The sequence below is a fragment of the Pseudenterobacter timonensis genome, from assembly GCF_900021175.1.
Lineage (GTDB): Bacteria > Pseudomonadota > Gammaproteobacteria > Enterobacterales > Enterobacteriaceae > Enterobacter > Enterobacter timonensis.
In genome coordinates, this window is the sequence record NZ_FCOP01000012.1 from 29,553 (window position 1) to 55,438 (window position 25,886).

A 25,886-nucleotide genomic window follows, 5' to 3' on the forward strand; every position below is an offset into this window, starting at 1 on the left:
GAACAATGAAATTTAGTGAACTGTGGTTACGCGAATGGGTCGAGACCGCGCTGGACAGCGAGGCGCTCTCTAACCAGATCACCATGGCGGGCCTGGAAGTGGACGGCGTTGAGCCGGTCGCCGGCGCGTTTCACGGCGTGGTCGTGGGTGAGGTGGTAGAGTGCGGTCAGCACCCGAACGCCGACAAGCTGCGCGTGACAAAAGTTAACGTCGGCGGCGAACGCCTGCTGGATATCGTCTGCGGCGCGCCGAACTGCCGCCAGGGGCTGAAGGTGGCGGTGGCGACCATCGGCGCCGTTCTGCCGGGCGATTTTAAAATCAAAGCGGCGAAGCTGCGCGGCGAGCCGTCTGAAGGCATGCTCTGCTCCTTCTCCGAGCTGGGGATTTCTGACGATCACAGCGGCATTATTGAACTGCCCGCGGATGCCCCTCTCGGCACCGATATTCGCGAATATCTGAAGCTCGATGACAACACCATTGAAATCAGCGTCACGCCAAACCGCGCTGACTGTTTAGGCATTATCGGTGTCGCCCGCGACGTGGCGGTACTGAACCAGGCCGATCTGAATATGCCGGAAATCACCCCGGTAGACGCGACCATCAGCGACACGCTGCCGATTCAGGTGGAAGCCGCTGACGCCTGCCCGCGCTATCTGGGCCGCGTGGTGAAAGGCATCAACGTGAAAGCGCCAACTCCGCTGTGGATGAAAGAGAAGCTGCGTCGCTGCGGCATTCGTTCCATCGACGCCGTGGTTGACGTGACTAACTATGTTCTGCTGGAGCTGGGCCAGCCGATGCATGCGTTCGATAAAGATCGTATCGAAGGCGGCATTATCGTGCGCATGGCGAAAGAGGGGGAAACCCTGGTGCTGCTGGACGGCAGCGAAGCGAAACTGAGCACCGACACGCTGGTGATTGCTGACCACAACAAAGCGCTGGCGATGGGCGGTATCTTTGGCGGCGAACACTCCGGCGTTAACGACGAGACGCAGAACGTCCTGCTGGAATGCGCATTCTTCAGCCCGCTTTCCATCACCGGCCGCGCGCGCCGTCACGGCCTGCACACTGACGCTTCTCACCGCTATGAGCGCGGCGTTGACCCGGCGCTGCAGTATAAAGCGATGGAGCGCGCGACTCGCCTGCTGATCGACATCTGCGGCGGCGAAGCCGGTCCGGTTATCGATGTGACCAATGAAGCGACGCTGCCGAAGCGTGCAACTATCACCCTGCGTCGCAGCAAGCTGGATCGCCTGATTGGTCATCACATTGCGGATGCGCAGGTGAGCGATATTCTGCGTCGCCTGGGCTGCGAAGTGACCGAAGGCCAGGATGAGTGGCAGGCGGTAGCGCCGAGCTGGCGTTTCGATATGGAGATCGAAGAAGATCTGGTGGAAGAGGTGGCCCGCGTTTACGGCTACAACAACATTCCGGACGAGCCGATTCAGGCCGGTCTGGTGATGGGCACCCACCGTGAGGCGGATCTCTCCCTTAAGCGTGTGAAAACCCTGCTTAACGACAAGGGCTATCAGGAAGTGATCACCTACAGCTTTGTCGATCCGAAGCTGCAGCAGCTGATTCATCCGGGCCAGGAAGCGCTGATTCTGCCAAGCCCGATCTCCAGCGAAATGTCTGCCATGCGCCTCTCCCTGTGGACCGGGCTGCTGGGTACGATCGTTTATAACCAGAACCGTCAGCAGAACCGGGCGCGCATCTTCGAAACGGGTCTGCGCTTTGTCCCTGATACGCAGGCAAACCTGGGTATTCGTCAGGATCTCATGCTGGCGGGCGCCATCTGCGGTAACCGTTATGAAGAGCACTGGGATCTGGCGAAAAACAGCGTCGATTTCTACGATGTGAAGGGCGACCTGGAATCAGTACTCGATCTGACCGGTAAATTGTCCGAAATTGAGTTTCGCGCCGAAGCGATTCCGGCCCTCCATCCGGGGCAAAGCGCCGGGATTTATCTGAAAGGCGAACGTATTGGTTTCGTTGGGGTTGTTCATCCTGAGCTGGAGCGTAAGCTCGATCTGAACGGCCGCACCATGGTGTTTGAACTGGAGTGGAACAAGGTCGCAGACCGCGTGGTGCCTCAGGCGCAGGAGATTTCCCGCTTCCCAGCGAACCGTCGTGATATCGCCGTTGTCGTGGCTGAAAATGTGCCCGCAGCAGATATTTTGGCCGAATGTAAGAAAGTTGGCGCAAATCAGGTAGTTGGCGTAAACTTATTTGACGTGTACCGCGGTAAGGGCGTAGCCGAAGGTTTTAAGAGCCTCGCTATCAGCCTGATCCTTCAGGATACCGGTCGTACACTCGAAGAAGAGGAGATTGCCGCTACCGTTGCCAGATGTGTAGAGGCATTAAAAGAGCGATTCCAGGCATCATTGAGGGATTGAACCTATGGCGCTTACAAAAGCTGAAATGTCAGAATATCTGTTTGATAAGCTTGGGCTTAGCAAACGGGATGCTAAAGAGCTGGTAGAGCTGTTTTTCGAAGAGATCCGTCGTGCTCTGGAAAACGGTGAGCAGGTCAAACTCTCCGGCTTTGGCAATTTTGATTTGCGAGACAAAAACCAACGTCCGGGCCGTAACCCTAAGACGGGGGAAGATATTCCCATTACAGCTCGCCGCGTGGTGACCTTCAGACCCGGCCAGAAGTTAAAAAGCCGCGTCGAGAACGCAACGCCTAAAACTGAGTAAGATGAACTAACCAAAAAGGCCGCAGTCGCGGCCTTTTTTCTTTGCGTGCCCGGTTAACCGCCGTAAAATCAATCCCATCGCCCATACGACCACAACGCTCATGCCCGATTTCGCCCGTCAACAATACCGCTATGACCTGCGCTGGCTCCTTCTGCTGCTGCTGATGCTTGCCCTGACCCTGATAGTTAGTCTCTGCGTCGGGGAGCAGTGGATTGGGCCGGAACGCTGGCTCAGCGCCGAAGGGAAGCTCTTTGTCTGGCAGATCCGCCTGCCGCGCACGCTGGCGGTGGTGCTGGTGGGGGCGGCGCTCGCCCTGTGCGGCACCATTATGCAGGCGCTGTTTGAAAATCCGCTGGCGGAGCCTGGGCTGCTGGGGGTATCGAATGGTGCCGGCGTGGGGCTTGTCGCGGCGGTGATGCTGAGCGGCGGGACGCTCTCTTCTCCCGCCATCAGCGCCAGCGCGATAGTCGGCGCGCTGGCGATCACGGTTATCCTGCTGCGTTTTGCCCGCCACCACCTCTCCACCAGCCGTCTGCTGCTGGCAGGGGTAGCACTGGGGATTATCTGTAGCGCGCTGATGACCTGGGCCGTCTATTTCTCCACCTCTTTCGACCTGCGCCAGCTGATGTACTGGATGATGGGGGGCTTCGGCGGCGTCGACTGGCACCAGGGCTGGCTGATGGCGCTGCTGTTACCGGCGGTAGTGTGGGCAGTTTTCCAGTCCGCTCCACTCAATATGCTGGCGCTGGGGGAGACCTCCGCCCGGCAGCTTGGCTTAGCGATCGGCGTCTGGCGTAACGTGCTGGTCATCGCCGTGGGCTGGATGGTGGGCACCAGCGTGGCGCTGGCCGGGGCGATCGGTTTTATCGGCCTGGTGATCCCCCATATGCTGCGCCTGTGCGGGATCACCGATCACCGTCGGCTGCTGCCCGCCGCGGCGCTGGCTGGCGCCGCCACGCTGTTGATGGCGGATATTATCGCGCGGCTGGCGCTTAACGCCGCCGAACTGCCTATTGGCGTGGTCACCGCCACCCTGGGGGCGCCGGTCTTTATCTGGCTGCTGTTGAAAGCCAGCCGCTGAGCGCGCTCTTACATCTTCAGCGTATCGATCACCGCCCGCAGCGCGGGGGAGACTTTACGGTGTGGATAGTAGAGAAACGAGCCCTCAAGACGCAGGCTGTAGCGTTGCAGGACCCGGATCAGGGTGCCTTGCGCAAGGTCATCCGCGATCAGCTCCTGCGGAACATACGCCAGCCCCAGGCCGAGCCTGGCGGCTTTGGCCTCCATATAGCTATCCGCAAATACCCACTGGCCCTGCGGCCGGTGGGTAATGTTCTGCCCGTCCTGATTCAGTTCCCAGGCATAGAGGCTGCCGTCACCAAACTGGTAGGCGATGCAGGGGTGCGCCACCAGATCGGCAGGGGTGTGCGGAAAACCGTAGCGGCGAAAATGATCGGGCGTGCCGACCACCGCCATCTCCATATCAGGGGAAATGCGTACTGCCACCATACCGCTGCCCACTTCCGGGCCCAGGCGTACCCCCGCATCAAATCGCTCGGTGATAATATCGACAAACCGGCTTTCGCTGATGAGTTCCAGCCTGATATCGGGGTAGCGTTGTTTAAAGACCGCCAGCTTCGGCAGCAGCACTTTATCAATGGCGTGCTGGCTGGCATTGATACGTACCGTGCCGGAAGGGGTATTCCGGTAATAGGCAAGGGTCGCCAGCCCCGTGTCTAACGCATCGAACCCCGACACCAGCGTCTGATAGAGCTGCTCGCCCGCCTGCGTAAGCGATAATTTACGGGTGGTGCGCACCAGAAGCTGGACCCCCAGCCGCTCTTCCAGTTCGCGAACGGCACGGCTAATGCCGGATTGCGCCAGCCCAAGCCGGTGTGCGGCGGCGGTAAAGCTGCCTTCCCGCACCACCAGCATGAAAAGATAGAGATCGTTGTAGTTTTCCCGCTTCGCCATCCGTTCACCTTCAGATTATTTATCACAAATTGATATTAATCTTAGCAATTTTACCCCTCTAATCAGAACTATTACTGCTAACTATAATGAGCCCGTTACAACAGATACTGCAGCGTTTTCCGTATGAAACCTGCGTTAATTACCTGTTTTAAGGGGGTTTTATGAATGGATTTACCCGAAAACTAACAGCCGCCATACCTTCCCTTCTACTGTGCGCATCGCTAAGTGGAGTGCCGACAATGAGTTATGCAGAGACGACGAATCCGAATGACCCGGTATCGATGGTTAAAGAGTGGGATAAAACGTTCCCCAGAAGCGATAAGGTCGAACACCGTAAGGTTTCATTCCACAACCGCTACGGCATTACGCTGGTGGGCGATCTCTATCTTCCTGTAGATCGGGGCGACCGTAAGCTGGCAGCCATCGCTGTCAGCGGACCCTTCGGCGCGGTAAAAGAGCAGTCCAGCGGTCTTTATGCCCAGACGCTGGCGGAGCAGGGCTTCGTGACGCTGGCCTTCGATCCCTCTTACACCGGCGAAAGCGGCGGTTATCCGCGTAACGTCGCCTCCCCGGATATCAATACCGAGGATTTCAGCGCGGCGGTAGATTTTCTCGGCTTACAGAAAGAGGTCGATCGCAACCGTATAGGCATACTCGGCATCTGCGGCTGGGGCGGTATGGCCTTGAATGACGCCGCCATGGATACCCGCGTGAAAGCGGTCGCCACCAGCGTGATGTATGACATGAGCCGCGCGATGGGCCACGGCGTGGGCAATGGCAAAGATCGCTATACCACGGCGGATCGCCGCGCCGTATTGCAGTACCTGAACGAACAGCGCTGGAAAGATGCGGAAAACGGGCGCTATGCCCCTGGCGGTCATGATATCTATGTGGACGAGAAGGGCAATGTCACCGCTTCTGAGCGTGTTCTGCCAGAAACCTTACCCGCGAACCCTGACCCGGTTCTGAAAGAGTTCTTTGACTATTACCGGATGCCGCGCGGCTACCATGCCCGCTCCGTAAACTCTACCGGCGCATGGAATGCGACCATGCCATTGTCCTTTATGAACACGCCGCTGCTGAGCTACGCCAGTGAGATAACCATCCCGACGCTGATTGTTACCGGTGAAAAAGCACACTCGCGTTACTTTGCTGAAGACGCCTATAAGGCGGTCGGGAGTAAAGAGAAAGAGCTGGTGATCGTCCCGGGGGCAAACCATGTGGATTTATATGACAATGCCGCAGGTAAGATCCCTTTCGCGAAATTTGAGCAGTTCTTCAAAACCCACTTAAGGTAACTGCCTGCTTCTGATGTGACGCGCACCGCGTCACATCACTTTTCGCGCTCGCCCCGTTTTACCCTTATTCCATGAACAGCGTCGCCGGGACGCTATTCAGAGAAGCAACTATGACCACATTAAGTACCAACACCTTACAAAATAAATCCGACGCGCACTGGAGCGGCGTGTTTGCCATGACGCTCTGCGTATTTGTCCTGATCGCATCGGAATTTATGCCGGTCAGCCTGCTGACCCCCATTGCCGCAGATTTACGCGTCACAGAGGGGATGGCCGGGCAGGGAATAGCCATATCCGGCGCGCTGGCGGTGCTGACCAGCCTGATCCTCTCCAGCCTTGCCGGAGGAGTTAATCGCAAAACGCTTCTGCTCGGCCTGACCCTGCTGATGGCCCTCTCCGGGGCGATGGTTGGCCTGGCGTCAGGGTATCTGATTTACCTGACCGGGCGGGCGCTGATCGGTATCACCATCGGTGGATTCTGGTCAATGTCGGCAGCCACCGCTATCCGCCTGGTGCCAGCACATCGGGTTCCCCGGGCGCTGGCCATTTTTAACGGCGGAAACGCGCTGGCGACCGTGGTGGCGGCCCCGCTCGGCAGCTATCTGGGCGCAACGGTCGGCTGGCGTGGCGCCTTTTTATCTCTGGTGCCGCTGGCGATAGCCGCCTTTATCTGGCAGTACCTCAGCCTGCCGTCCATGGAAAGCAAAAAACAGCCGCCGCCGCGTGGCTCCGTGTTCCGCCTGTTCCGGCGTCCTGCTGTCGCCGCCGGTCTGCTGGCCTGCGGATTATTCTTTATGGGGCAGTTTGCCCTCTTTACCTATGTGCGGCCTTTTCTGGAGACGGTGACGCGCGTTAACGCCACTGGCCTTTCGTTGATTCTGCTCGCCACCGGCGGCGCCGGTCTTGTCGGTACGCTGATGGTTTCGCCACTCCTCAACGCCCGATTTTATCTCACCTTAATGACCATCCCGCTGCTGATGGCAGTCATTGCCGGCGCGTTACTGCTGACCGGAGAGCACGTCTGGGCCGTTGGCGTGCTGTTAGGCCTGTGGGGAATGCTGGCGACCGCGGCGCCGGTGGGCTGGTGGACCTGGATTGCGCGCACGCTGCCGGAGGATGCGGAGGCGGGCGGCGGGCTTATGGTTGCCGTTATCCAGTTCTCGATTGCGCTGGGTTCAACGCTGGGAGGTCTGGTGTTTGACCATCTGGGATGGCAAAGCGCGTTTGGCCTGAGCGCCCTGATGTTGCTCGGCGCAGCCGCTCTGACCGCGCGTACATCCCGCCAGGGCAGGTGATAAGGGGCGCCGGTCTGGAGGTAAATGATGCCGCTCCCCGACCGATCTGCTGGTAAAGTATGGCGGTACAAAAGATTTAGCCATTTGCCGCGCGGTCTGGCTACTATTAAAAGTCGGACATGAAGATCCGCTAAACCGTAAGACCAACTAAGGGGAAGCTATGCTGAACGATATTCTGAATACTGAAGTGACGACCATCGATGGCGAAAAAACGACGCTGGAGAGCTATCGTGGCAAGGTGCTGCTCATCGTTAACGTCGCCTCGAAATGCGGGCTGACGCCGCAGTACGAACAGCTGGAGAATATTCATAAGGCGTGGGAGAAGGATGGCTTTTGCGTGCTGGGCTTCCCGTGCAATCAGTTCCTTGGACAGGAGCCGGGCAGCGAAGAGGAGATCAAAACCTTCTGCAGCACCACTTACGGGGTGACTTTCCCGATGTTCAGCAAGATCGACGTGAATGGCGAACAGCGCCATCCGCTCTATGAGAAGCTGATCGCCGCCGCACCCACCGCCGTAGCCCCGGAGCAGAGCGGCTTCTACGAGCGTATGGCCAGCAAAGGCCGCGCGCCGCTCTATCCTGACGATATTCTGTGGAACTTCGAAAAATTCCTTATCGGCCGTGACGGAGAGGTTGTTCAGCGCTTCTCTCCTGATATGACGCCGGAAGATCCGATTGTGATGGAAGCAATTAAGCTGGCGCTGGCGAAATAATGCAGGTTATGCAGCTTGTGGAGGTGGCGCAGGGGGAGCGGCTAAAGCCGTTGTCCGGCGAGATAAACAGCGGCGAAATCATCCACCTGGTCGGCCCCAACGGGGCGGGCAAAAGCACGCTGCTGGGTAGAATGGCGGGAATGACCTTTGGTGCAGGCGAGATCCGGCTGCAAGCGCGTTCACTGCGGGAGTGGTCGCCGGGGGAACTGGCGCACCGGCGCAGCTATCTGGTCCAGCAGCAGATGCCCCCTTTCGCCATGCCGGTCTGGCACTATCTGCAGCTGCATCAGCCGAAAGGCGCCTGCGCTTCGCTGCTGGAAGCGGTGGCGGATGCGCTGGGTATCGGGGATAAGCTGACCCGCAGCGCCCGGGCGCTTTCGGGCGGAGAATGGCAGCGGGTGCGGCTTGCGGCGGCCATCCTGCAGATCCATCCGGCTGCCGCGCCGGAAGGGTGCTTGCTGCTGCTGGATGAGCCGATGAGCGGTCTCGACGTCGCCCAGCAGGCGGCGCTGGATCGCCTGCTCAGCCAGCTTGCCCGCCAGGGGATCGCGGTAGTGATGAGCAGCCACGATCTTAACCATACGCTTCGCCACGCCCACCGGGTATGGCTGCTGGCGAAGGGGGAGCTTCTGGCGAGCGGTTCGCGAGACAGCGTACTTACGCCGCACCATCTCGATCGCGCCTACGGCATCCATTTTCACCGGCTGGAGCTCGAGGGGCACAGAATGCTGATTTCTGCCGCTCCGCAGTAAGCGCTTCTTGCAACCGCGTCGGCAGACACGCTAAATTACGGAAAGAATACAAAAAGCAGAGGATTGCTCTGAAAATGCGTTTCTGGATCCTTCTTGTAGGCGTACTTGTTCTTGCCGGATGCAGCAGCCATCGTGCGCCGCCGCCTAATCCGCGGCTCTCCGACTCCATCACTGTTATCGCCAGCCTTAACGATCAACTGGCGCACTGGCGCGGCACGCCTTACCGTTACGGCGGCATGAGCCGTGGCGGCGTGGATTGCTCCGGGTTTGTGCTGATGACCTTTCGTGACCGGTTCAAACTACAGCTTCCGCGCGAAACGCGCGAGCAGGCGGAGATCGGTACGGAGATCGACAAAGACGAGTTGCTGCCGGGCGATCTGGTCTTTTTTAAAACCGGCTCAGGCGAGAGCGGGCTGCACGTGGGGATCTACGACACGGATAACCAGTTTATCCACGCCTCCACCAGTCGCGGCGTGATGCGCTCTTCCCTCGATAACGTCTACTGGCGTAAAAAATTCTGGCAGGCGCGCCGCATTTAATCTGGCGCACCCTCTTTGCAGGCGGGGTGAATAGTCTCGCCTTCGATTCTAATAATCATCATCATTCATCCCCTTGATTTATCCCCGGTTTTCACCCGGGGGCGCCTTTTTCAGAGACTGGCTATCCTCTGATATCCAGGATAAACTTATTTTTAATCAGGGAATGCCTTAATTAAAAGGAACGAATGAAATTATTTTTAGTAGAATTAACTAAGCGAAAATTTCTTGGTATTTATAGCGGAATGCCATTACAAAAATACAGAGCGGGGCGGACGCAATGATTGTCACCCTGAATACGCCTTTTCAGTCAGAGCTGTTATTCCTTCCTGCACGCAATAGTGAAGGTCAGTTACAGGGCTTAGAGATTCTGGCTAACTTTATTGAGGTGGATTCCGATGTCCGTATACCGACCGGGCTGGTTATTCCCCGCCTGAGCGCCGGAGAGGAGCTCGCGCTGTTCCATGAAAAACTGGCATTGCTGGAGACCTGTAAGCTTTTCTTTATCCAGCACCATCTGCTTGCCTGGATAAATATTACCCCCAATATTGTCAGCTACCTTTTAAGCGACGGCCATGCGGCCTGGATTCTCAGTCGTTTTCCTTTTCTCGAACTGACCATTAATGAGAATTATCCCGGCATAAATAACGGTAAGGACGATCCGCAGCTGGCGCGGATGGCGATCCACTTTCCGCTCGTGCTCGCGGATTTCGGGGCGGGGGCCGCCTCTACCCGTGCCATCTTTGACGGGCTCTTCAGGCGGATAGTGCTGGACAAAGGTTTTATCCAGCAAACGATGACCAGCCTCTCTTTCGAGCCCTTTATGCGCGCCATACTTTCCCAGATTACCCCTTACTGCCAGTCGGTAATGGTGGCCGGTATTGACGATCAGAACGCCCTGCAGCGCGTACTGCCGTTCGGCTTTAGCGCCATGCAGGGCAACCTGTGGCCTGCCGTCAGCGAAAGCCAGGTCACCTCGCTGGTACAGTAACCCTGCTCTTCGCCCGTGTTTAACGCCGGGTAAACCTTCTACACTAAAGGCAGGAGGCGCTATGACCCTGTCTTTTACTGCCAACTGGCATGATGAACTTCCCGGTTTTTACACCGAACTGAAGCCGACGCCGCTGCAGAATGCGCGGCTGATCTGGCAAAACGATGATCTGGCGCAGACGTTAGGCGTCCCCCCGTCGCTGTTTCAGCCCGAGCAGGGGCCGGGCGTCTGGGGTGGAGAGACGCTGCTGCCCGGCATGAAACCGCTCGCTCAGGTCTACAGTGGCCACCAGTTTGGCGTCTGGGCCGGTCAGCTTGGCGACGGGCGCGGGATCCTGCTGGGGGAACAGCAGCTTGCCGGGGGGAAAACCGTAGACTGGCATCTGAAAGGGGCGGGGATGACGCCCTATTCGCGGATGGGCGATGGCCGCGCGGTGCTGCGCTCTACGCTTCGTGAAAGTCTTGCCGGCGAAGCGATGCACGCGCTGGGTATTCCCACTACCCGGTCGCTGGCGATTGTCACCAGCGATACGCCGGTAGCGCGTGAAACCATGGAAACGGGGGCAATGCTGATGCGTATTGCGGAAAGCCACGTCCGTTTCGGCCATTTCGAACACTTCTACTATCGCCGCGAGCCGGAAAAAGTGCGCCAGCTGGCGGATTTTGTCATTCATCAGCACTGGCCGCAGTGGCGCGACGAGGCCGACAAATATCTGCTCTGGTTTCAGGACGTGGTGGCCCGCACGGCGACGCTGATAGCCAGCTGGCAGTGCACAGGCTTTGCGCATGGCGTCATGAATACCGACAACATGTCGATCCTCGGCCTGACGCTGGATTACGGTCCGTATGGTTTTCTGGATGACTACCAGCCGGGCTTTATCTGCAACCACTCCGATTATCAGGGGCGCTATAGCTTCGACAACCAACCCGCCGTCGGGCTCTGGAACCTCCAGCGGCTGGCGCAATCTCTGTCGCCCTTTATCACGCCGGAAGCGCTTAACCACGCCCTGGATAGCTATCAGGAGGTGCTGCTGCGCGCCTATGGCAGAGCGATGCGCCATAAGCTGGGGTTCACGACGCAGGAGCAGGGCGATAATGCGATCCTCCAGGAATTACTGGCGCTGATGGCGCGAGAAGGGAGTGACTATACCCGCACCTTCCGCATGCTGAACCAGACGGAGCAGGAGAGCGGTGCGTCGCCGCTGCGCGATGAGTTTATCGACCGGCAGGCCTTCGACGACTGGTTTGCCCGCTATCGGGAGCGTCTGCAGCGTGAGGGGGTTGATGATGCCGCCCGACGCGCGCAGATGGATGCGACCAACCCGGCGATGATATTGCGTAACTGGCTTGCCCAGCGCGCGATTACCCAGGCGGAGCAGGGCGATTACGGGGAGCTGCACAGGCTTCATCAGGCGCTTCGCACGCCCTTTACCGATCGGGAGGATGACTACGTCAGCCGCCCGCCGGACTGGGGCAAGCGGCTGGAGGTGAGCTGCTCCAGCTAAGGAGCGGGAAAGATCTGCGGTGCGCCGTCACGTCAGAGCTGCGTCAGCGTCATAAGTGACGGACGAAAAGACGCGGAAGGGCGGTATGGCATACCAACTTTCCATAAACAATCGAAAGCGCTGGCTGCCCGAGGACAATCTGGGTGGCTGGCTGTAAGCTTATTTTGTGAGGATCAATTTCCCGGCTTGGGTCTGACGCAGCAGGTAGTGCTGCCCGTCATGCTCGATGATCACTCTCCCTTCCTCACCCAGCAGGCTTTTGCTGTCGATTCGGCGATCGCCGGGGAGACGGGAAGGGGCTGTGTGTTTTTTTGCAGGCGTTGTCGCAGTGTTATCCATACGTGACATGATGTTCAAAACAGCAATCAATGTAACAATGATTATCATTATCAATAAATTAAAAATTCACAGCAAGCGTTTTGTGAAAAACTTTGACGGGATTAAGTTTGGGGGCAGTGTACAAGCTGTAAAAGTTCGGGGGCAATACAAAACGCAGGCCGGGTAAGCGAAGCGCTACCCGGCAGGATTTTAAAAGCGCGTATCAGCAGCCGCAGCCAATTTCTCCAGCAGCAGTTCGCTGTCTTCCCAGCTCAGGCAAGGGTCGGTGATCGATTGTCCATAGACCATTGACTGCCCGGCCACCACCTTCTGCGTTCCCTCTTTCAGGAAGCTTTCCGCCATGATCCCCGCGACGGCAGACGAGCCGCTGCGGATCTGCTGGCAGACCTCATCGCACACGTCGAGCTGGCGACGGTGCTGCTTCTGGCAGTTGCCGTGGCTGAAGTCGATGACCAGCTGCTCCGGCAGATCAAATTCGCTCAGCGTTTCGCAGGCAGCAGCGATATCCTCGGCGTGATAGTTCGGCTTCTTACCGCCGCGCATAATGATATGGCCGTAAGGGTTGCCGCTGGTCTGGTAAATGGTCATCTGCCCGTTTTTATCGGGCGAGAGGAACATATGGCTGGCGCGGGCGGCGCGGATAGCATCCACCGCGATGCGCGTATTGCCGTCGGTACCATTTTTAAAGCCCACCGGGCAGGAGAGGGCGGAGGCCATCTCCCGGTGGATCTGGCTTTCCGTGGTACGTGCGCCAATGGCGCCCCAGCTGATCAGGTCGGCAATAAATTGCCCGGTCACCATATCCAGAAACTCGGTTGCCGTCGGCACCCCCAGTTCGTTCACCGCCAGCAGCAGCTTACGCGCCAGCTCAATACCGTGATTAACGCGGTAGCTGCCATTAAGATCGGGATCGGAAATTAACCCTTTCCACCCCACCACGGTGCGCGGCTTTTCGAAGTAGGTTCGCATCACTATCTCGAGGCGATCCTGATATTTGTCGCGTTGATCCTTCAGACGGCTGGCGTACTCCATCGCCGCGTCCAGATCGTGAATGGAGCAGGGGCCGATAATGACCAGCAGACGGCGATCTTCGCCGTTAAGGATTTTTTCTATGCGTCGGCGTGACGCAGTGACATGTTCCGCTACCGCGGTGGAGACGGGATGGCGCTGCGCCAGTTCTGCGGGCGTCACCAGACTTTCAATGCGCGCCGTGCGCAGTTCGTCGGTTTTGTTCATGGCTTATCTCAGAAATTTGTGCTTCATCGGCAGACTACCGGGAAGTGATGCGCATCACCTTAAACCAATCCCTGCTGATTTCAAGTTTGCGGAGCGGCGCTCCGCGAATGGCGCTATCATAACGTAAAATAAACCATTGTACTAGCTTATTAGTACATGCGGCGGCTAAGACCCATAATGTCGAGGATTTTGGTGGCGATCTCTTCTACGGAGTAGTTGGTACTGTTCAGGCAGGGGATCTGGTTCTTGCGGTATAACGCTTCCACTTCCGCCACCTCCATCCGGCACTGGCGCATAGAGGCGTAGCGGCTGTTTTCCCTGCGCTCCTCGCGGATAGCGGCCAGCCGCTCCGGATTGATCGTCAGTCCGAACAGCTTATGTTGGAGCGGCTTGAGCGCGGCGGGCAGCACCAGATTATCCATATCGTCGGCGATAAACGGGTAGTTGGCCGCGCGGATGCCGAACTGCATCGCCAGATAGAGGCTGGTGGGGGTTTTGCCGCAGCGGGAGACGCCCAGCAGGATCACCTGCGCCTGATCCAGATTGCGCAACGAGATGCCGTCATCATGGGCAAGGGTGTAATCGATGGCGGCAATACGCGCATCGTATTTGGTGAGGTTACCCGGAGTCAGGCCGTGGGTACGGTGGGCGACAGGGGTCGGATCCAGCTTCAGCTCCTCCTGAAGCGGGGCGACCAGCGCCTGGACGATATCCTGACAAAATCCCTCGCTTTGCATGATGATGCGACGAATTTCGGGAAGTACGATGGAGTAAAAGACCAGCGGCCTGATGCCGGTCTGCTGGTAGATGGCGTCGATCTGATCTTTTACCGCCCTGGCGCGGCTCTCGTTCTCCACAAAGGGCAGCGTGATGCTGTTGATCGCCACCGGGAATTGCGACATCACCGCGTGGCCCAGTACCTCGGCGGTGATCGCCGTACCATCGGAAATATAAAAAACATGACGATCGACAGCGTTATCCATTATATCCGTCCAGAATTATGTCGCTAATAGACTGAAAGCATAAATTAAAAAAGCAAAGTACAACAGTAAAGAAGATTCCTGGAATAGAAATGAAACGCAGTTTTTATAATTAATGAAAAACGGCGTTCATTTTTTCAAAGCAGAGGATAGACCGATGGTTTTTAGGGGAATTTAACAGAATCATGAGGTTACATCGTGAGGCGGATCAATCTTAAAACAACAAAAAATAAGTTGCTTACACGATTCACCGTTTTTTTGCCCGCAATAAATATGCCACTATAAACCGGTAGTCAGGTGTTACTTACTCCGATCAAATATCACAAAAGGATTGTTTCGATGTCCAACAATGGCTCGTCACCGCTGGTGCTTTGGTATAACCAACTCGGCATGAATGATGTAGACAGAGTTGGAGGCAAAAATGCCTCCCTGGGTGAAATGATTACAAATCTGTCGGGCATGGGTGTCTCCGTACCGAACGGATTTGCGACAACCGCCGATGCATTTAACCTTTTTCTCGACCAAAGCGGCGTAAATCAGCGCATTTACGACCTGCTGGATAAAACGGATATTGACGATGTCACCGAGCTTGCCAAAGCCGGGGCGCAGATCCGCCAGTGGATTATCGATACACCTTTCCAGCCGGAGCTGGAAAAAGCCATTCATGACGCCTATAACCAGCTCTCCGCGGACGACGCGGAAGCCTCCTTCGCAGTGCGCTCCTCCGCCACGGCGGAAGATATGCCGGACGCCTCCTTTGCGGGCCAGCAGGAGACCTTCCTCAACGTACAGGGCTATGATGCGGTGCTGGTGGCGGTGAAGCATGTTTTCGCCTCGCTCTTTAACGATCGCGCTATCTCCTATCGTGTCCACCAGGGCTACGACCATCGCGGCGTCGCGCTCTCGGCGGGCGTGCAGCGCATGGTGCGCTCTGATGTCGGCTCCTCCGGCGTGATGTTCTCCATTGATACCGAATCGGGTTTTGATCAGGTGGTCTTTATCACCTCCGCCTGGGGCCTGGGCGAGATGGTGGTGCAGGGCGCTGTCAACCCGGACGAGTTTTATGTCCACAAGCCGACCCTGGCGGCGGAGCGCCCGGCTATCGTGCGCCGCACCATGGGGTCGAAGAAGATCCGCATGATCTACGCCCCGACTCAGGAGCATGGCAAGCAGGTCAAAATCGAAGATGTGCCGCAGGAGCAGCGCGACCGTTTCTCGCTGGAGGATGCTGAAGTCCAGGAGCTGGCGAAGCAGGCGGTGCAAATTGAGAAACACTATGGCCGCCCGATGGATATCGAGTGGGCGAAGGATGGCCATACCGGCAAGCTTTTCATCGTGCAGGCGCGACCGGAAACGGTGCGTTCACGCGGACAGGTGATGGAGCGCTACACGCTGCATTCCCAGGGGCAGATTGTCGCGGAAGGTCGCGCCATCGGCCACCGTATCGGCGCGGGCACCGTCAAGGTGATCCACGACATCAGCGAGATGAACCGCATTCAGCCAGGGGATGTGCTGGTGACCGACATGACCGACCCGGACTGGGAGCCGATCATGAAAAAGGCCTCCGCGATTGTGACCAACCGCGGCGGACGTACCTGCCACGCGGCGATCATCGCCCGTGAGCTGGGGATCCCGGCAGTGGTGGGCTGCGGCGACGCCACCGAGCGCATTAAGGATGATGAAAAAGTTACCGTTTCCTGTGCGGAAGGGGATACCGGCTACGTCTATGCCGATATTCTCGATTTCAGCGTGAAAAGCTCCAGCGTCGATACCATGCCCGATCTGCCGCTGAAGATCATGATGAACGTCGGCAACCCGGACCGCGCGTTTGATTTTGCCTGTCTGCCGAACGAAGGGGTGGGGCTGGCGCGTCTGGAATTTATCATTAACCGCATGATCGGCGTCCACCCGCGCGCGCTGCTGGAGTTTGACCAGCAGGAGGCAGGGCTACAAAACCAGATCCGCGAAATGATGAAGGGATATGATTCACCGCGCGAATTTTACGTTGGCCGTCTGACCGAAGGTATCGCCACGCTCGGCGCGGCCTTCTATCCGAAACGCGTTATTGTGCGCCTGTCAGATTTCAAATCGAACGAATATGCCAACCTGGTCGGTGGCGAGCGCTACGAGCCGGAAGAAGAGAACCCGATGCTCGGCTTCCGCGGGGCGGGGCGTTATGTCTCTGAAAGCTTCCGCGACTGTTTCGCGCTGGAGTGCGAGGCGGTAAAACGGGTGCGCAACGACATGGGGCTGACCAACGTGGAGATCATGATCCCGTTCGTTCGTACTGTGGATCAGGCGAAAGCGGTGGTGGATGAACTGGCGCGTCAGGGTCTTAAGCGCGGTGAAAACGGGCTGAAGGTGATTATGATGTGTGAAATCCCCTCTAATGCCCTGCTGGCCGAGCAGTTCCTGGAGCATTTCGATGGATTCTCGATTGGTTCCAACGATATGACGCAGCTTGCGCTGGGGCTGGATCGTGACTCCGGGGTGGTCTCCGAGCTGTTTGACGAGCGAAACGACGCGGTCAAAGCTCTGCTGTCGATGGCTATCCGCGCCGCGAAAAAAGAGGGCAAGTATGTGGGGATCTGTGGTCAGGGTCCGTCCGATCACGAAGATTTCGCTGCCTGGCTGATGGAGGAGGGTATCGACAGTCTCTCCCTCAACCCGGATACGGTCGTTCAGACCTGGCTGAGCCTGGCCGAACTGAATAAATAATCATTACCCTGCCGGGCTCTCTGTCACAGAGAGCCTGCTTAAATCCTACCTTCTGCATAATTATCCGGATAATAAAAGTAAAAAAAGCGCTTGATTAGCACGAATAACTCAAAAAAATCCCGCCCAACAGAATAATCTTGCCCCTCCGCAGCCTGGTTCAGAAAATTCTTATATTGCTGTGCGTGAGAGCGTCACGGCGACGATGGACTTGTCTCTCGTACAGAAACTCATTTGTTAAACAGATATTTCCACTAAGGGGCAGGCATACTGCGGATCCTTCAGGCAAATAAACAGCTATTACGTCATGCGTTCTGAGGAGGGCGAGTGGTTATCGATTTATCAGTTATCCTGGTACTACTGCTTGGCATCATCGGCTGGCTGCTCTATCGGCTGGCTACGGTGGAGGACAAAATGCTGGCGATGGAGATAAGGCACCTTAACGATGTGGTAACAGCGCGAAAAGAGGGCTATCTGAGCTGCATGAATTTACATGCCCAGGTCGAGGAGTCGCTAAAGGCCAAAACGCTGAAATGACCAGGTGCGAGGCACGGGTTTTTGGTTCGCTTTCCGTATGGACGGGCAGCGGCCCCGGTCTGCCAGCGAACATTGTCACGTGCGGGTGAAGAATAAATGAACGCTAAACCTGCTGGCGAATAAAAATCAGGCCGTGCCCCCCTGAAAGCGCTGTGTTTTATTTAAGAGGTATATCAAGTCATGCAACATGTCACCATGAAATCGACACATTTTACCGCATGGATAGGGCACTTCATGCTGGTAATTTGGGCAGGGGCGTTCACCGGTGGTTTAATTGGCCTGGTATTACGCCTGCTGGTCGGTGATACGGGCACTTATGATATTGGCCTCGGTGCACTCCTCGGGATCGTGCTCTATCTGGTGCTGTTTATTATTTACATCTTTGTTCGCGCCGCGCTGGGGTATGAGGAATATTAGAAATATCTTTTCAGTCGGCGAAAAGTAAAACAGTCAGTATTTAACTATTTTTCCGTACTGATTAAGTAAACCGCTAACCAGTTAATGTAATCAACCCTGCATCCGCTTTCATTTCTCTGGCGGGATATGAAAGTCCAGCATAAAGCAGGCAAGGATTTTACCTGCAAAGAGGTAAACTGATGGAACGTCTGTTCATAACTCTTTTTTGCGCCGCAGCATTAGTCGGGTGCGACGATACCAGTCCGATTGCTGATTTTAACGGAACCTATTATTGCGCCCCCCGGGCTGAAGCGCCGCTCAGCGCCTTTTATCCAGACACCTTCAGCATTCACCATCACGGTGCCTTGCTCACGGATGATACGGGAAAGACCTTCAGGCTTGATATGTCAGTAAATCGCTCGCTCGTTGGGGAACATTTAAATTACACCCGCAGCCAAAAAGATAATAGCGCGCAGCAAGATTCGATCACCGTGACGCATACGCGATGGAGCCCGCTACAACAGTTCTGGGGCTGGCTCATCAATCAGCCCCGGGACGAGTGGACGGCGCATTTTGATCTTCACATCGATCGGAACACCACCGCTGATGGTGTGTGCAGTAAGGTTTCACTGTAATGCCGGAAAAACGATCGCCATCAAGCATAAGGCTGATGTTGTTATTACACATAAAACGGTTAAGACAAGCCGTTCTTTTCGCCGCGCTTGCGGGCGCAGGCATTACCAATGTTCAGGCAAAAGCGCCCGATCCGTTTATCGCTGGCATGGGAACGATGCAGATTATTCAGCGAATGCAGCGGCAGGCGATGACCTTTTACAAATGTACTGAACGCTCCCCGAACGGGTTTGAGAACCGGGAAAATGAATATTACGTTCAGGGCAATTTAGGGAAAGGCTATAAGGCCATCTTTCTGGGGCCAGCTAATAACGCCATTCTCGATTTTGGCGATGTGTTTGTTTTTCGTACCGTAGATGAACTCAAAGATGGTGTCTCAGATCCGAGGAAGATAGCGACGCTGAACATTTCAGCCACTCGCGATCCCCATACGATAGGCATTGAGTTAACAACGGCAAAAGAGACAAACGAAGCGCAATGTACGCTGGACGCAGAACAGACGCAGCAAAGCGCGGAAAAGTATCGTTATCAGCGGGATTTATAGCGATAGAACCTGATGGCTCTATGTGGAGAATTTCTGTGGTCAGCGTATGACTTATACAGCAATGCTGGGAAAGCTTAAAACCACTGTTCATAGTGTGATGGTTCAACATAGTTTAATAAGTGGCTGGAAAGGGTGAGAGAATGTTAGTAGCTATTCTGGTGGCGATTATTGTTAGCTTCTTAGTGCTTTCTTGGGAGCATTACATACAAGGGGAAGCTAACGCAAGATTGGCAGGGCTTATCACTGATAACAAAGTTATTCTGCTCAGGAATCAAAAACTTATTTGTGATATGAGCCATGAGCTTATGCTTGCTAAGCAGCAAATAAAAACTCAGATAGAAGCTATTGAAGATACGGAGAAATTTAGAGAGGCGCTCATTAATCACTTAGCAAGCATGCGTTAAGGTCTTAATTATTAAGGATTGGCAGAGTTAATATTTAGTTCCCCGATACGGGGCATGGCTAAGAGGGTTTAAAAATGTGGTTGTTAATTGGTGTTTGTGTGGTGTTGGTTATCGTGCTTCTGCTAGCTGTTTCTATCAGAGGTGCAGTTAGTAATCTTCATGCAGAGATTTTAGAACTGAAACAAGCTAAAGCTAATGAGATTCCTAACTATTCTAAAGAACTGTGCTCTATTGCTGATGCTCTTTCAGGGTTAAAGAATGAAGTTAGAAATATTCAGGAGGAAAATTCTTTAGATTATTTTGATTTCCCTAAACGCTTTGATGATATTGACCGTGAACTAACTTCTATTTACGACACTAGCTTTAAGTCATTAATCTGGATTGGTCACATATTGGGGGAGTGTGAAAACATTAAATACTTCCAGCGAGAGACTTTTAAAGATGTTTTAATGGCTCTAACTGATATTGAGCATTTCACAAGTTATATTTTCGATGAAATGGAAATTAAAGACCACTTCTCTGATAGTTCTGAACGTGCAGCAATGCACCATAAGATTAAAGATGAAACAGCAGATTGGCATAACACTATGGCAGACGCTAAAGAGGAGGATTATAAAAGCGTATGGGATGAAGGGGTTTTAGGTATTCCAGCTAAAGAGGCTGCGAAATGAAACGTTTATTGTTAGCAGGGTTGTTAGTGGCTGGATGTGCTCAAGCTGCTTATACACCTCAACAAATGGCGGCTGGTCTGGAAATGATAAGCACCATTCAATACCTTAATAAGCTTCCACTTACCTATTATTCATGTTCACAGAAAGCGCCTAATGGTTTCATCACTCCTGATGTTCTCTATTATGTTCAGGGGTATGATAAGAAGAATGAAGTAGGCGCAATTTATATGGGTGCTGTAAATGGAATACAGCTAGGAATGGGTGATTTATTTGTTTATAAAACACTGGAAGGGCTTAAGCAAGGTCAATACGATTACACTAAAACCTCTACAATTCAGATTGCAGGTGTGGATGATACAGATATAGCTGTTACTGTTAAGAGCGCCACTGATGAAGAACACTATCAATGTTCTCTGGATAGTGATTTAACCGCTCAAAGTGCTGAATCCTATAGAATGGCTCACCCATCGGCGGCTACACTCAAGCGAAATCAAGAGCTAGCAGCTAAGGCAGAGAAAGCAGCGGAGAAAGCAGCAGCACGTAAACGAACAGAGGCGGCAAAAGCAGCCGCTGCTGATGTGGATGATTTGCTGGATGATATTAATAAGTCATCTAAGCCTAAACCTCATGCACAAGAGCAGAACGATTACAGGGGCTTAATTACTTATATTCTGTCTGTGGTTGCTCCAGAGATTAAGAACCATGTAGATAAAAGTAAATACGCTGGGAAAACCTGTGACTTCCATTTGCATCTTTCCGCTGATGGAACAGTGAAGGGCGTAGACCAGCTAACAGGCAATGATAATCTCTGCAATGATGTGATGGGGGCTATCTACGTTATTGATAAGTTTTCTACACCGCCTAGCGTAGAAATAGGTAACGAGTTAGGGGATATACATATTAGCTTTAAACCTTAATCTTTCTTTTCTATCAGCATTTTTTAAGGCTTCTCTTTTGAGGGTGTTTTATGCGTTTAGACCGAGAGCATTTAAGCAGGATGATTAACACTGCTATTCGTGAGGCTGAAAACGATATCATGAATGCAACTTTCTTCTCTGAGCAATATGTTAAAGATGAAGATATGAAAGCATTCAAGAAAGAAGTGTTAGAGCCTATCGAATATGCCAGAAACCAGCTATTGCAAGTTACGGAAATTGTTACCTTGCTATCTAGTGCTGATATGTTTGAATTGAAAGCATTTGGTAAAGAATCTTTTCTTTTCTATCAGCGTTTCTTTTAAGGTCTATCTTTTGATAGGCCTTTTTTTATTTGTTTTTATTTTATTATTTTCTTTCAGTGTCTCTTTTTATTTATTTACTCATACTGACCTGCCCCCAGTATTAGATACAACCTTCAGTTAGTAATGTCGGTTTGTTTACCTTCACATTCTCCATTTCGCCACCGTGCTGCAAACTCTGATGGCGTCTGATAATTCAGTGCTGAATGTGGACGACACTCGTTATAATCCTGCCGCCAGTCATTAATGATTTTCCTGGCGTAAACGATATCGCTGAACCAGTGTTCATTCAGACATTCATCGCGAAAGCGTCCGTTAAAACTCTCAATAAATCCGTTCTGTGTCGGCTTGCCGGGCTGGATAAGCCGCAGCTCCACGCCATGCTCAAAGGCCCATTGATCCAGTGCGCGGCAGGTGAACTCCGGTCCCTGGTCAGTTCTTATCGTCGCCGGATAGCCCCGAAACAGTGCAATGCTGTCCAGAATACGCGTGACCTGAATGCCTGAAATCCCGAATGCGATGGTAATTGTCAGACACTCCTTCGTGAAGTCGTCCACACAGGTCAGGCACTTGATCCTGCGACCGGTGGCCAGCGCGTCCATGACGAAATCCATCGACCAGGTCAGGTTGGGCGCCGCCGGGCGGAGCAGCGGCAGACGTTCTGTTGCCAGCCCTTTACGACGTCGTCTGCGTTTTACGCTCAGCCCGTTCAGATGATAAAGGCGGTACACGCGCTTGTGATTAATATGAAGGCCTTCACGGCGCAGTAACTGCCAGATGCGACGGTAGCCAAAACGCCTGCGCTCCAGTGCCAGCTCAGTGATGCGCCCTGATAAATGCGCATCAGCCGCCGGGCGCTGAGCCTCATAGCGGCAGGTCGACAGAGACAAACCTGTAAGCCTGCAGGCACGACGTTGCGACAGACCGGTCGCATCACACATAAACTCAACAGCTTCCCGCTTCTGGTCTGTCGTCAGTACTTTCGCCCCAGAGCCACCTGAAGTGCCTCCTTATCCAGCATGGCTTCGGCAAGCAGCTTCTTGAGGCGGGCGTTCTCCTCTTCAAGAGATTTAAGCCGCTTCACCTCAGGAACTTCCATGCCACCAAACTTCTTGCGCCAGGTGTATGTAGTGGTTTACTGAATTTGGCCACCTGAACAGAGGTGATATGCTCATCTCAGAACATTACAGGTGCCTCAATGAAAAAAAGAAATTTCAGCGCAGAGTTTAAACGCGAATCCGCTCAACTGGTCCTTGATCAGAACTACACCGTTACAGCTGCGGCCAGTGCTATGGATGTGGGTCTTTCTACCATGACTCGATGGGTAAAGCAGTTGCGGGATGAACGACAGGGTAAAATACCTAAAGCCTCCCCTATAACCCCGGAACAGATTGAAATACGTGAGCTGAAGAAAAAGCTACAACGTATTGAAATGGAAAATGAAATATTAAAAAAGGCTACCGCGCTCTTGATGTCAGACTCCCTGAACAGTTCTCGTTAATCGAGAAACTCAGGGCGCAGTATCCTGTGGTCACACTTTGCCACGTGTTCGGGGTTCATCGCAGCAGTTACAAATACTGGAAAAATAGCCCTGAAAAGCCAGACGGCAAGCGGGCTGTATTACGTAGTCAGGTTCTGGAGCTGCATAACATTAGCCATGGCTCTGCTGGCGCGAGAAGTATCGCCATTATGGCAACCCTGAGAGGCTTCAGAATGGGACGCTGGCTTGCCGGAAGGATCATGAAAGAACTGGGTCTGGTGAGTTGTCAGCAGCCGACCCACCGATATAAACGTAGTGGTCATGAACACATCTCTATCCCGAATCGCCTTGAGCGACAGTTCGCAGTGACAGAGCCTAATCAGGTGTGGTGCGGCGATGTGACGTATATCTGGACAGGCAGGCGATGGGCTTACCTCGCCGTTGTTCTCGATCTGTTCGCCAGGAAACCGGTAGGCTGGGCAATGTCATTCTCACCGGACAGCAAGCTAACCATCAAAGCGCTGGAAATGGCGTGGGAAACCCGAGGTAAACCAGCAGGAGTGATGTTCCACAGTGATCAGGGTAGCCACTACACAAGCAGGCAGTTCCGGCAGTTATTGTGGCGTTACCGGATCAGGCAAAGTATGAGCCGACGCGGAAACTGCTGGGATAACAGCCCGATGGAACGCTTCTTCAGAAGTCTGAAAAACGAGTGGGTGCCAGTGACAGGCTATATAAACTTTAGCGAAGCTGCTCATGCGATCACAGACTATATCGTCGGGTATTACAGCTCGCTCAGGCCGCATGACTATAACGGTGGGTTACCGCCAAACGAATCGGAAAACCGATACTGGAAAAAATCTAAAGCCGTGGCCAGTTTTAGTTGACCACTACAGTAAAAGGTGGCGTCGGAAATGGCGTGCTTGCGGCAGAGCTCACGGGCAGAAACTCCGGCTTCCGCTTCGCGAAGAATGTTGATGATCTGTTCGTCGGAAAAACGCTTCTTCATGGGGATGTCCTCATGTGGCTTATGAAGACATTACTAACATCGCGGTGTATTAATCAACGGGGAGCAGGTCAGTCCTACAACAAAGCAGGAACGGTTAACTACTCTGTGAATGGTGAAAGACACCCACGGAAACGAATATGATTCAACCCAATTAAACTGGACAATCCAGTAAGAGAGAAGCCGCCTTAAAGGGCGGTTTTCTTGTATCTGTCACACAAACAGAAACAATATGCACACAGTTTAAATGGTTGATTTATAAGGGAAGGGAAAGAACAGCATTTTTTGCACTTCACACAGTTTGCACACTATAGCCCTACAGAGCATTGTAAGTTACTGAAAAAAAAGCCCATCGTGGGAGATGGGCAAAGACTACACACAGCAATTCGTTATTTCACTCAGGGGATTTCCATGTTTATAAATCAAGGCCTTGATTTATAACCGTGTCTTAATACTATGTGCGTCGGCTTTTTGCGTCGATCAGATTCGTCTCAATAGTTTAAAAAGAGTGATGTTTTTGCGAGGCAAATGAGGCGATTACTCACGAAAGAGTGGCGAGAAGCCGTGTCTGGAAGGTAAAAAGATTAGCATGGCTAAAGTGTGGTAAGGGTTGACCGGGCAGCGCAGGGCCGCCCGGGAGCAAGCGTTACTGCTGGTTTTTCTCTTCCAGCTCTTCCAGTTCGTGAAGAAGCACGTCCGGGTCAGTGGCGGGCGGCGGAATCTCATGAACCCAGGCCGCAAAGAGTCGCCACGTCACCGCGAGCAGTACCGGGCCGATAAAGAGGCCAATCATGCCAAAGGCGATCAGTCCGCCGATAACGCCTGAAAGGATCAGGATGAGCGGCAGGTCGGCACCCATACGAATAAGCACCGGGCGAATGACGTTATCCATGGTTCCCACTACGCAACTCCATACCAGCAGCACCGTTCCCCAGGTGGTATCCCCGCTCCAGTAGAGCCAGATGATGCAGGGAACGAGTACCAGCAGCGGCCCAAGCTGAACCAGACAGGTAAGCACCATCACCACGGTAAAAATCGTTGCATAGGGCACGCCGGAGATAGCCAGCCCGATGCCGCCCAGTATCGCCTGCACCAGCGCGGTGACGACCACGCCCAGCGCCACGGCGCGAACCGCCTGCGCCGCCAGCAGTACAGCGGCATCCCCACGTTCTCCGGCAAGGCGGGTAGCGAAATGACGTATCCCCAGGGCAACATGCTCCCCGCGCCAGTAGAGCAGGGCGCTAAAGACCAGCATCAGGGCGCAGTGCATCATAAAACGGCCAATATGCGCCGCCTGGCCGACAAACCAGGTAGTCGTGGCGCCAATATAGGGACGCACCTTTGCCATAATCGCGCTACCGCCCATCTCCAGCAGGCTATGCCAGGCACCGTAGAGCCGCTCCCCCACCAGCGGAATACTGTGCAACCAGGCCAGATCAGGCACCGTCATCTCCCCGCTGGTAATGGAGCGAATAACAGGCCCGCTGCTGTCGACCAGGCTATTGACAAGCAGCGCGATGGGAATAATAAACAGCAGGAAAAGCAGCAGGGTCATGACCAGAACCGCCAGCGCGCGGCGGCCAAAGAGGATTTTTTGTAAACGCAACAGAAGCGGCCAGGTGGCGACGACCACCGTACCGGCCCAGGCGAATCCCAGAATAAAAGGCTGAACAATCCACAGGCATGCCACAATCATGACGGCTAAAAACAGTACCGACAGCAAAATCTGCGCGACATCCCTGGGCTGACGAAGAGTGACCATAAATTTACCTTTAATATTCACCAGCTGCGCTGGCGTAAATAGTTAGCCGATCCCTTAAATGATGAGTGATTTCAGCTATTTTTGACAGGCGGATTATGCCAGTAATTCTCCCGGGCGCATAAGAAAAAAATGTGATACAAAATGACGAGACAACGCAAACGATTATCTACAACTATCAGGGTCGACA

The 25,886-nt window shown here is 54.2% G+C and carries 26 protein-coding genes, 1 other RNA gene and 2 pseudogenes; 21 read left to right on the forward strand and 8 right to left on the reverse strand.

Features of this window, described 5'->3' with window-relative positions; translation table 11 throughout:
• The first annotated feature begins 5 nt into the window (after positions 1 to 5).
• The 3 genes from pheT (at position 6) to btuC (ending at position 3,778) form a co-directional block, all read left to right on the forward strand.
• Complete coding sequence (gene pheT, locus BN3796_RS13505) at positions 6 to 2,393, forward strand: phenylalanine--tRNA ligase subunit beta (RefSeq protein WP_061708886.1); 2,388 nt, start codon at positions 6 to 8, stop codon at positions 2,391 to 2,393.
• Positions 2,394 to 2,397: 4 nt separating this feature from the next.
• Positions 2,398 to 2,697 (forward strand): integration host factor subunit alpha, encoded by a 300-nt coding sequence (gene ihfA / locus BN3796_RS13510; protein WP_013097001.1) that lies wholly within the window; start codon positions 2,398 to 2,400, stop codon positions 2,695 to 2,697.
• Positions 2,698 to 2,797: 100 nt separating this feature from the next.
• Positions 2,798 to 3,778, forward strand: coding sequence for a vitamin B12 ABC transporter permease BtuC (gene btuC, locus BN3796_RS13515; protein WP_061708887.1), 981 nt, complete (start codon positions 2,798 to 2,800; stop codon positions 3,776 to 3,778).
• 8 nt (positions 3,779 to 3,786) lie between these two features.
• On the opposite strand, the gene BN3796_RS13520 is transcribed toward btuC, so the two are convergent.
• Positions 3,787 to 4,671: a LysR family transcriptional regulator gene (locus BN3796_RS13520; RefSeq protein ID WP_061708888.1), complete on the reverse strand. Its 885-nt coding sequence runs from the start codon at positions 4,669 to 4,671 to the stop codon at positions 3,787 to 3,789.
• A gap of 161 nt (positions 4,672 to 4,832) precedes the next feature.
• On the opposite strand from BN3796_RS13520, the gene BN3796_RS13525 reads away from it, so the two are divergent.
• From BN3796_RS13525 to selO, 7 genes are all read left to right on the forward strand, one after another.
• The gene (locus tag BN3796_RS13525; protein ID WP_073885224.1) at positions 4,833 to 5,969 is read left to right on the forward strand and encodes an alpha/beta hydrolase; all 1,137 of its coding nucleotides are present in this window, start codon (positions 4,833 to 4,835) and stop codon (positions 5,967 to 5,969) included.
• Between the two features lie 110 nt (positions 5,970 to 6,079).
• Positions 6,080 to 7,264 (forward strand): MFS transporter, encoded by a 1,185-nt coding sequence (locus BN3796_RS13530; protein ID WP_061708890.1) that lies wholly within the window; start codon positions 6,080 to 6,082, stop codon positions 7,262 to 7,264.
• A gap of 160 nt (positions 7,265 to 7,424) precedes the next feature.
• Positions 7,425 to 7,976, forward strand: a complete 552-nt coding sequence (locus tag BN3796_RS13535; RefSeq protein WP_061708891.1) for a glutathione peroxidase — start codon at positions 7,425 to 7,427, stop codon at positions 7,974 to 7,976.
• Entirely contained in the window at positions 7,973 to 8,728 is a 756-nt protein-coding gene (gene btuD / locus BN3796_RS13540) for a vitamin B12 ABC transporter ATP-binding protein BtuD (RefSeq protein ID WP_073885225.1), read from the forward strand. Before BN3796_RS13535 ends, btuD begins: the two co-directional genes overlap by 4 nt.
• 74 nt (positions 8,729 to 8,802) lie before the next feature.
• Positions 8,803 to 9,267 carry an NlpC/P60 family protein gene (locus BN3796_RS13545; protein WP_061708893.1) on the forward strand — a complete coding sequence of 155 codons (465 nt, stop codon included), beginning with the start codon at positions 8,803 to 8,805 and terminating at the stop codon, positions 9,265 to 9,267.
• A 277-nt stretch (positions 9,268 to 9,544) separates the two neighbouring features.
• Complete coding sequence (locus BN3796_RS13550) at positions 9,545 to 10,255, forward strand: EAL domain-containing protein (protein ID WP_061708894.1); 711 nt, start codon at positions 9,545 to 9,547, stop codon at positions 10,253 to 10,255.
• A 61-nt stretch (positions 10,256 to 10,316) separates the two neighbouring features.
• Complete coding sequence (selO, locus tag BN3796_RS13555) at positions 10,317 to 11,759, forward strand: protein adenylyltransferase SelO (RefSeq protein ID WP_061708895.1); 1,443 nt, start codon at positions 10,317 to 10,319, stop codon at positions 11,757 to 11,759.
• Between the two features lie 159 nt (positions 11,760 to 11,918).
• Here selO and hemP read toward each other — a convergent pair whose 3' ends face one another.
• A complete protein-coding gene (gene hemP, locus BN3796_RS13560) occupies positions 11,919 to 12,107 on the reverse strand; it encodes a hemin uptake protein HemP (RefSeq protein WP_061708896.1) in 189 nt (62 codons plus the stop codon).
• On the opposite strand from hemP, the gene BN3796_RS20865 reads away from it, so the two are divergent.
• Positions 12,061 to 12,264, forward strand: coding sequence for a hypothetical protein (locus BN3796_RS20865; protein ID WP_162267588.1), 204 nt, complete (start codon positions 12,061 to 12,063; stop codon positions 12,262 to 12,264). The genes hemP and BN3796_RS20865 overlap by 47 nt on opposite strands.
• 23 nt (positions 12,265 to 12,287) lie before the next feature.
• Here the strand turns inward: BN3796_RS20865 and aroH are convergent, their stop codons facing one another.
• Positions 12,288 to 13,334 carry a 3-deoxy-7-phosphoheptulonate synthase AroH gene (gene aroH, locus BN3796_RS13565; protein ID WP_061708897.1) on the reverse strand — a complete coding sequence of 349 codons (1,047 nt, stop codon included), beginning with the start codon at positions 13,332 to 13,334 and terminating at the stop codon, positions 12,288 to 12,290.
• A 149-nt stretch (positions 13,335 to 13,483) separates the two neighbouring features.
• Positions 13,484 to 14,317, reverse strand: coding sequence for a posphoenolpyruvate synthetase regulatory kinase/phosphorylase PpsR (ppsR, locus tag BN3796_RS13570; protein ID WP_061708898.1), 834 nt, complete (start codon positions 14,315 to 14,317; stop codon positions 13,484 to 13,486).
• 336 nt (positions 14,318 to 14,653) lie between these two features.
• Between ppsR and ppsA the strand changes: the two genes are divergently transcribed.
• The 9 genes from ppsA to BN3796_RS13615 all read left to right on the forward strand — a co-directional run bounded on the left by ppsA (position 14,654) and on the right by BN3796_RS13615 (position 21,454).
• Positions 14,654 to 17,032: a phosphoenolpyruvate synthase gene (gene ppsA / locus BN3796_RS13575; RefSeq protein WP_061708899.1), complete on the forward strand. Its 2,379-nt coding sequence runs from the start codon at positions 14,654 to 14,656 to the stop codon at positions 17,030 to 17,032.
• Between the two features lie 324 nt (positions 17,033 to 17,356).
• Positions 17,357 to 17,566 (forward strand): hypothetical protein, encoded by a 210-nt coding sequence (locus BN3796_RS13580; RefSeq protein ID WP_061708900.1) that lies wholly within the window; start codon positions 17,357 to 17,359, stop codon positions 17,564 to 17,566.
• A gap of 180 nt (positions 17,567 to 17,746) precedes the next feature.
• Positions 17,747 to 17,983, forward strand: a complete 237-nt coding sequence (locus BN3796_RS13585) for a hypothetical protein (RefSeq protein WP_148381806.1) — start codon at positions 17,747 to 17,749, stop codon at positions 17,981 to 17,983.
• A 179-nt stretch (positions 17,984 to 18,162) separates the two neighbouring features.
• On the forward strand, positions 18,163 to 18,597 hold the full coding sequence (locus BN3796_RS13590) for a hypothetical protein (protein ID WP_061708902.1): 435 nt from the start codon (positions 18,163 to 18,165) through the stop codon (positions 18,595 to 18,597).
• Complete coding sequence (locus BN3796_RS13595; RefSeq protein ID WP_061708903.1) at positions 18,597 to 19,139, forward strand: hypothetical protein; 543 nt, start codon at positions 18,597 to 18,599, stop codon at positions 19,137 to 19,139. The genes BN3796_RS13590 and BN3796_RS13595 overlap by 1 nt, the downstream gene beginning before the upstream one ends.
• A gap of 140 nt (positions 19,140 to 19,279) precedes the next feature.
• Positions 19,280 to 19,543, forward strand: a complete 264-nt coding sequence (locus tag BN3796_RS13600) for a hypothetical protein (protein ID WP_061708904.1) — start codon at positions 19,280 to 19,282, stop codon at positions 19,541 to 19,543.
• 74 nt (positions 19,544 to 19,617) lie between these two features.
• Positions 19,618 to 20,214 (forward strand): hypothetical protein, encoded by a 597-nt coding sequence (locus BN3796_RS13605; protein WP_061708905.1) that lies wholly within the window; start codon positions 19,618 to 19,620, stop codon positions 20,212 to 20,214.
• Positions 20,211 to 21,131: a cell envelope integrity protein TolA gene (tolA, locus tag BN3796_RS13610; protein ID WP_081430667.1), complete on the forward strand. Its 921-nt coding sequence runs from the start codon at positions 20,211 to 20,213 to the stop codon at positions 21,129 to 21,131. Before BN3796_RS13605 ends, tolA begins: the two co-directional genes overlap by 4 nt.
• A gap of 50 nt (positions 21,132 to 21,181) precedes the next feature.
• Positions 21,182 to 21,454, forward strand: coding sequence for a hypothetical protein (locus BN3796_RS13615; protein WP_061708907.1), 273 nt, complete (start codon positions 21,182 to 21,184; stop codon positions 21,452 to 21,454).
• Between the two features lie 113 nt (positions 21,455 to 21,567).
• Here the strand turns inward: BN3796_RS13615 and BN3796_RS13620 are convergent.
• Positions 21,568 to 22,583, reverse strand: a pseudogene (locus BN3796_RS13620) (IS3 family transposase); the annotation flags it as partial.
• A 66-nt stretch (positions 22,584 to 22,649) separates the two neighbouring features.
• Between BN3796_RS13620 and BN3796_RS13635 the strand changes: the two are divergent.
• Positions 22,650 to 23,818, forward strand: a protein-coding gene (locus tag BN3796_RS13635) for an IS3 family transposase (RefSeq protein ID WP_148381775.1) whose coding sequence is annotated in 2 segments (ribosomal slippage) — positions 22,650 to 22,899 and positions 22,899 to 23,818 — 1,170 coding nt in all. Because the reading frame shifts where the segments join, the coding sequence is not laid out codon by codon here.
• 8 nt (positions 23,819 to 23,826) lie between these two features.
• Here the strand turns inward: BN3796_RS13635 and BN3796_RS13640 are convergent.
• The 3 genes and pseudogenes from BN3796_RS13640 to ydiK all read right to left on the reverse strand — a co-directional run.
• Positions 23,827 to 23,940 (reverse strand): annotated as a pseudogene (locus BN3796_RS13640) (transposase); the annotation flags it as partial.
• A 334-nt stretch (positions 23,941 to 24,274) separates the two neighbouring features.
• Positions 24,275 to 24,382, reverse strand: an RNA gene (gene rprA / locus BN3796_RS13645) — antisense sRNA RprA.
• A 201-nt stretch (positions 24,383 to 24,583) separates the two neighbouring features.
• The gene (ydiK, locus tag BN3796_RS13650; protein ID WP_061709236.1) at positions 24,584 to 25,699 is read right to left on the reverse strand and encodes an AI-2E family transporter YdiK; all 1,116 of its coding nucleotides are present in this window, start codon (positions 25,697 to 25,699) and stop codon (positions 24,584 to 24,586) included.
• Positions 25,700 to 25,886: the final 187 nt, after the last annotated feature.

Excerpts from the sequence above, each read along its gene's own strand:
- pheT (WP_061708886.1), top strand. The coding sequence starts at position 6 with ATGAAATTTAGTGAACTGTGGTTACGCGAATGGGTCGAGACCGCGCTG.
- ihfA (WP_013097001.1), top strand. The coding sequence starts at position 2,398 with ATGGCGCTTACAAAAGCTGAAATGTCAGAATATCTGTTTGATAAGCTT.
- btuC (WP_061708887.1), top strand. The coding sequence starts at position 2,798 with ATGCCCGATTTCGCCCGTCAACAATACCGCTATGACCTGCGCTGGCTC.
- BN3796_RS13520 (WP_061708888.1), bottom strand. The coding sequence starts at position 4,671 with ATGGCGAAGCGGGAAAACTACAACGATCTCTATCTTTTCATGCTGGTG.
- BN3796_RS13525 (WP_073885224.1), top strand. The coding sequence starts at position 4,833 with ATGAATGGATTTACCCGAAAACTAACAGCCGCCATACCTTCCCTTCTA.
- BN3796_RS13530 (WP_061708890.1), top strand. The coding sequence starts at position 6,080 with ATGACCACATTAAGTACCAACACCTTACAAAATAAATCCGACGCGCAC.
- BN3796_RS13535 (WP_061708891.1), top strand. The coding sequence starts at position 7,425 with ATGCTGAACGATATTCTGAATACTGAAGTGACGACCATCGATGGCGAA.
- BN3796_RS13545 (WP_061708893.1), top strand. The coding sequence starts at position 8,803 with ATGCGTTTCTGGATCCTTCTTGTAGGCGTACTTGTTCTTGCCGGATGC.
- BN3796_RS13550 (WP_061708894.1), top strand. The coding sequence starts at position 9,545 with ATGATTGTCACCCTGAATACGCCTTTTCAGTCAGAGCTGTTATTCCTT.
- selO (WP_061708895.1), top strand. The coding sequence starts at position 10,317 with ATGACCCTGTCTTTTACTGCCAACTGGCATGATGAACTTCCCGGTTTT.
- hemP (WP_061708896.1), bottom strand. The coding sequence starts at position 12,107 with ATGTCACGTATGGATAACACTGCGACAACGCCTGCAAAAAAACACACA.
- aroH (WP_061708897.1), bottom strand. The coding sequence starts at position 13,334 with ATGAACAAAACCGACGAACTGCGCACGGCGCGCATTGAAAGTCTGGTG.
- ppsR (WP_061708898.1), bottom strand. The coding sequence starts at position 14,317 with ATGGATAACGCTGTCGATCGTCATGTTTTTTATATTTCCGATGGTACG.
- ppsA (WP_061708899.1), top strand. The coding sequence starts at position 14,654 with ATGTCCAACAATGGCTCGTCACCGCTGGTGCTTTGGTATAACCAACTC.
- BN3796_RS13585 (WP_148381806.1), top strand. The coding sequence starts at position 17,747 with ATGCAACATGTCACCATGAAATCGACACATTTTACCGCATGGATAGGG.
- BN3796_RS13590 (WP_061708902.1), top strand. The coding sequence starts at position 18,163 with ATGGAACGTCTGTTCATAACTCTTTTTTGCGCCGCAGCATTAGTCGGG.
- BN3796_RS13595 (WP_061708903.1), top strand. The coding sequence starts at position 18,597 with ATGCCGGAAAAACGATCGCCATCAAGCATAAGGCTGATGTTGTTATTA.
- BN3796_RS13600 (WP_061708904.1), top strand. The coding sequence starts at position 19,280 with ATGTTAGTAGCTATTCTGGTGGCGATTATTGTTAGCTTCTTAGTGCTT.
- BN3796_RS13605 (WP_061708905.1), top strand. The coding sequence starts at position 19,618 with ATGTGGTTGTTAATTGGTGTTTGTGTGGTGTTGGTTATCGTGCTTCTG.
- tolA (WP_081430667.1), top strand. The coding sequence starts at position 20,211 with ATGAAACGTTTATTGTTAGCAGGGTTGTTAGTGGCTGGATGTGCTCAA.
- BN3796_RS13615 (WP_061708907.1), top strand. The coding sequence starts at position 21,182 with ATGCGTTTAGACCGAGAGCATTTAAGCAGGATGATTAACACTGCTATT.
- ydiK (WP_061709236.1), bottom strand. The coding sequence starts at position 25,699 with ATGGTCACTCTTCGTCAGCCCAGGGATGTCGCGCAGATTTTGCTGTCG.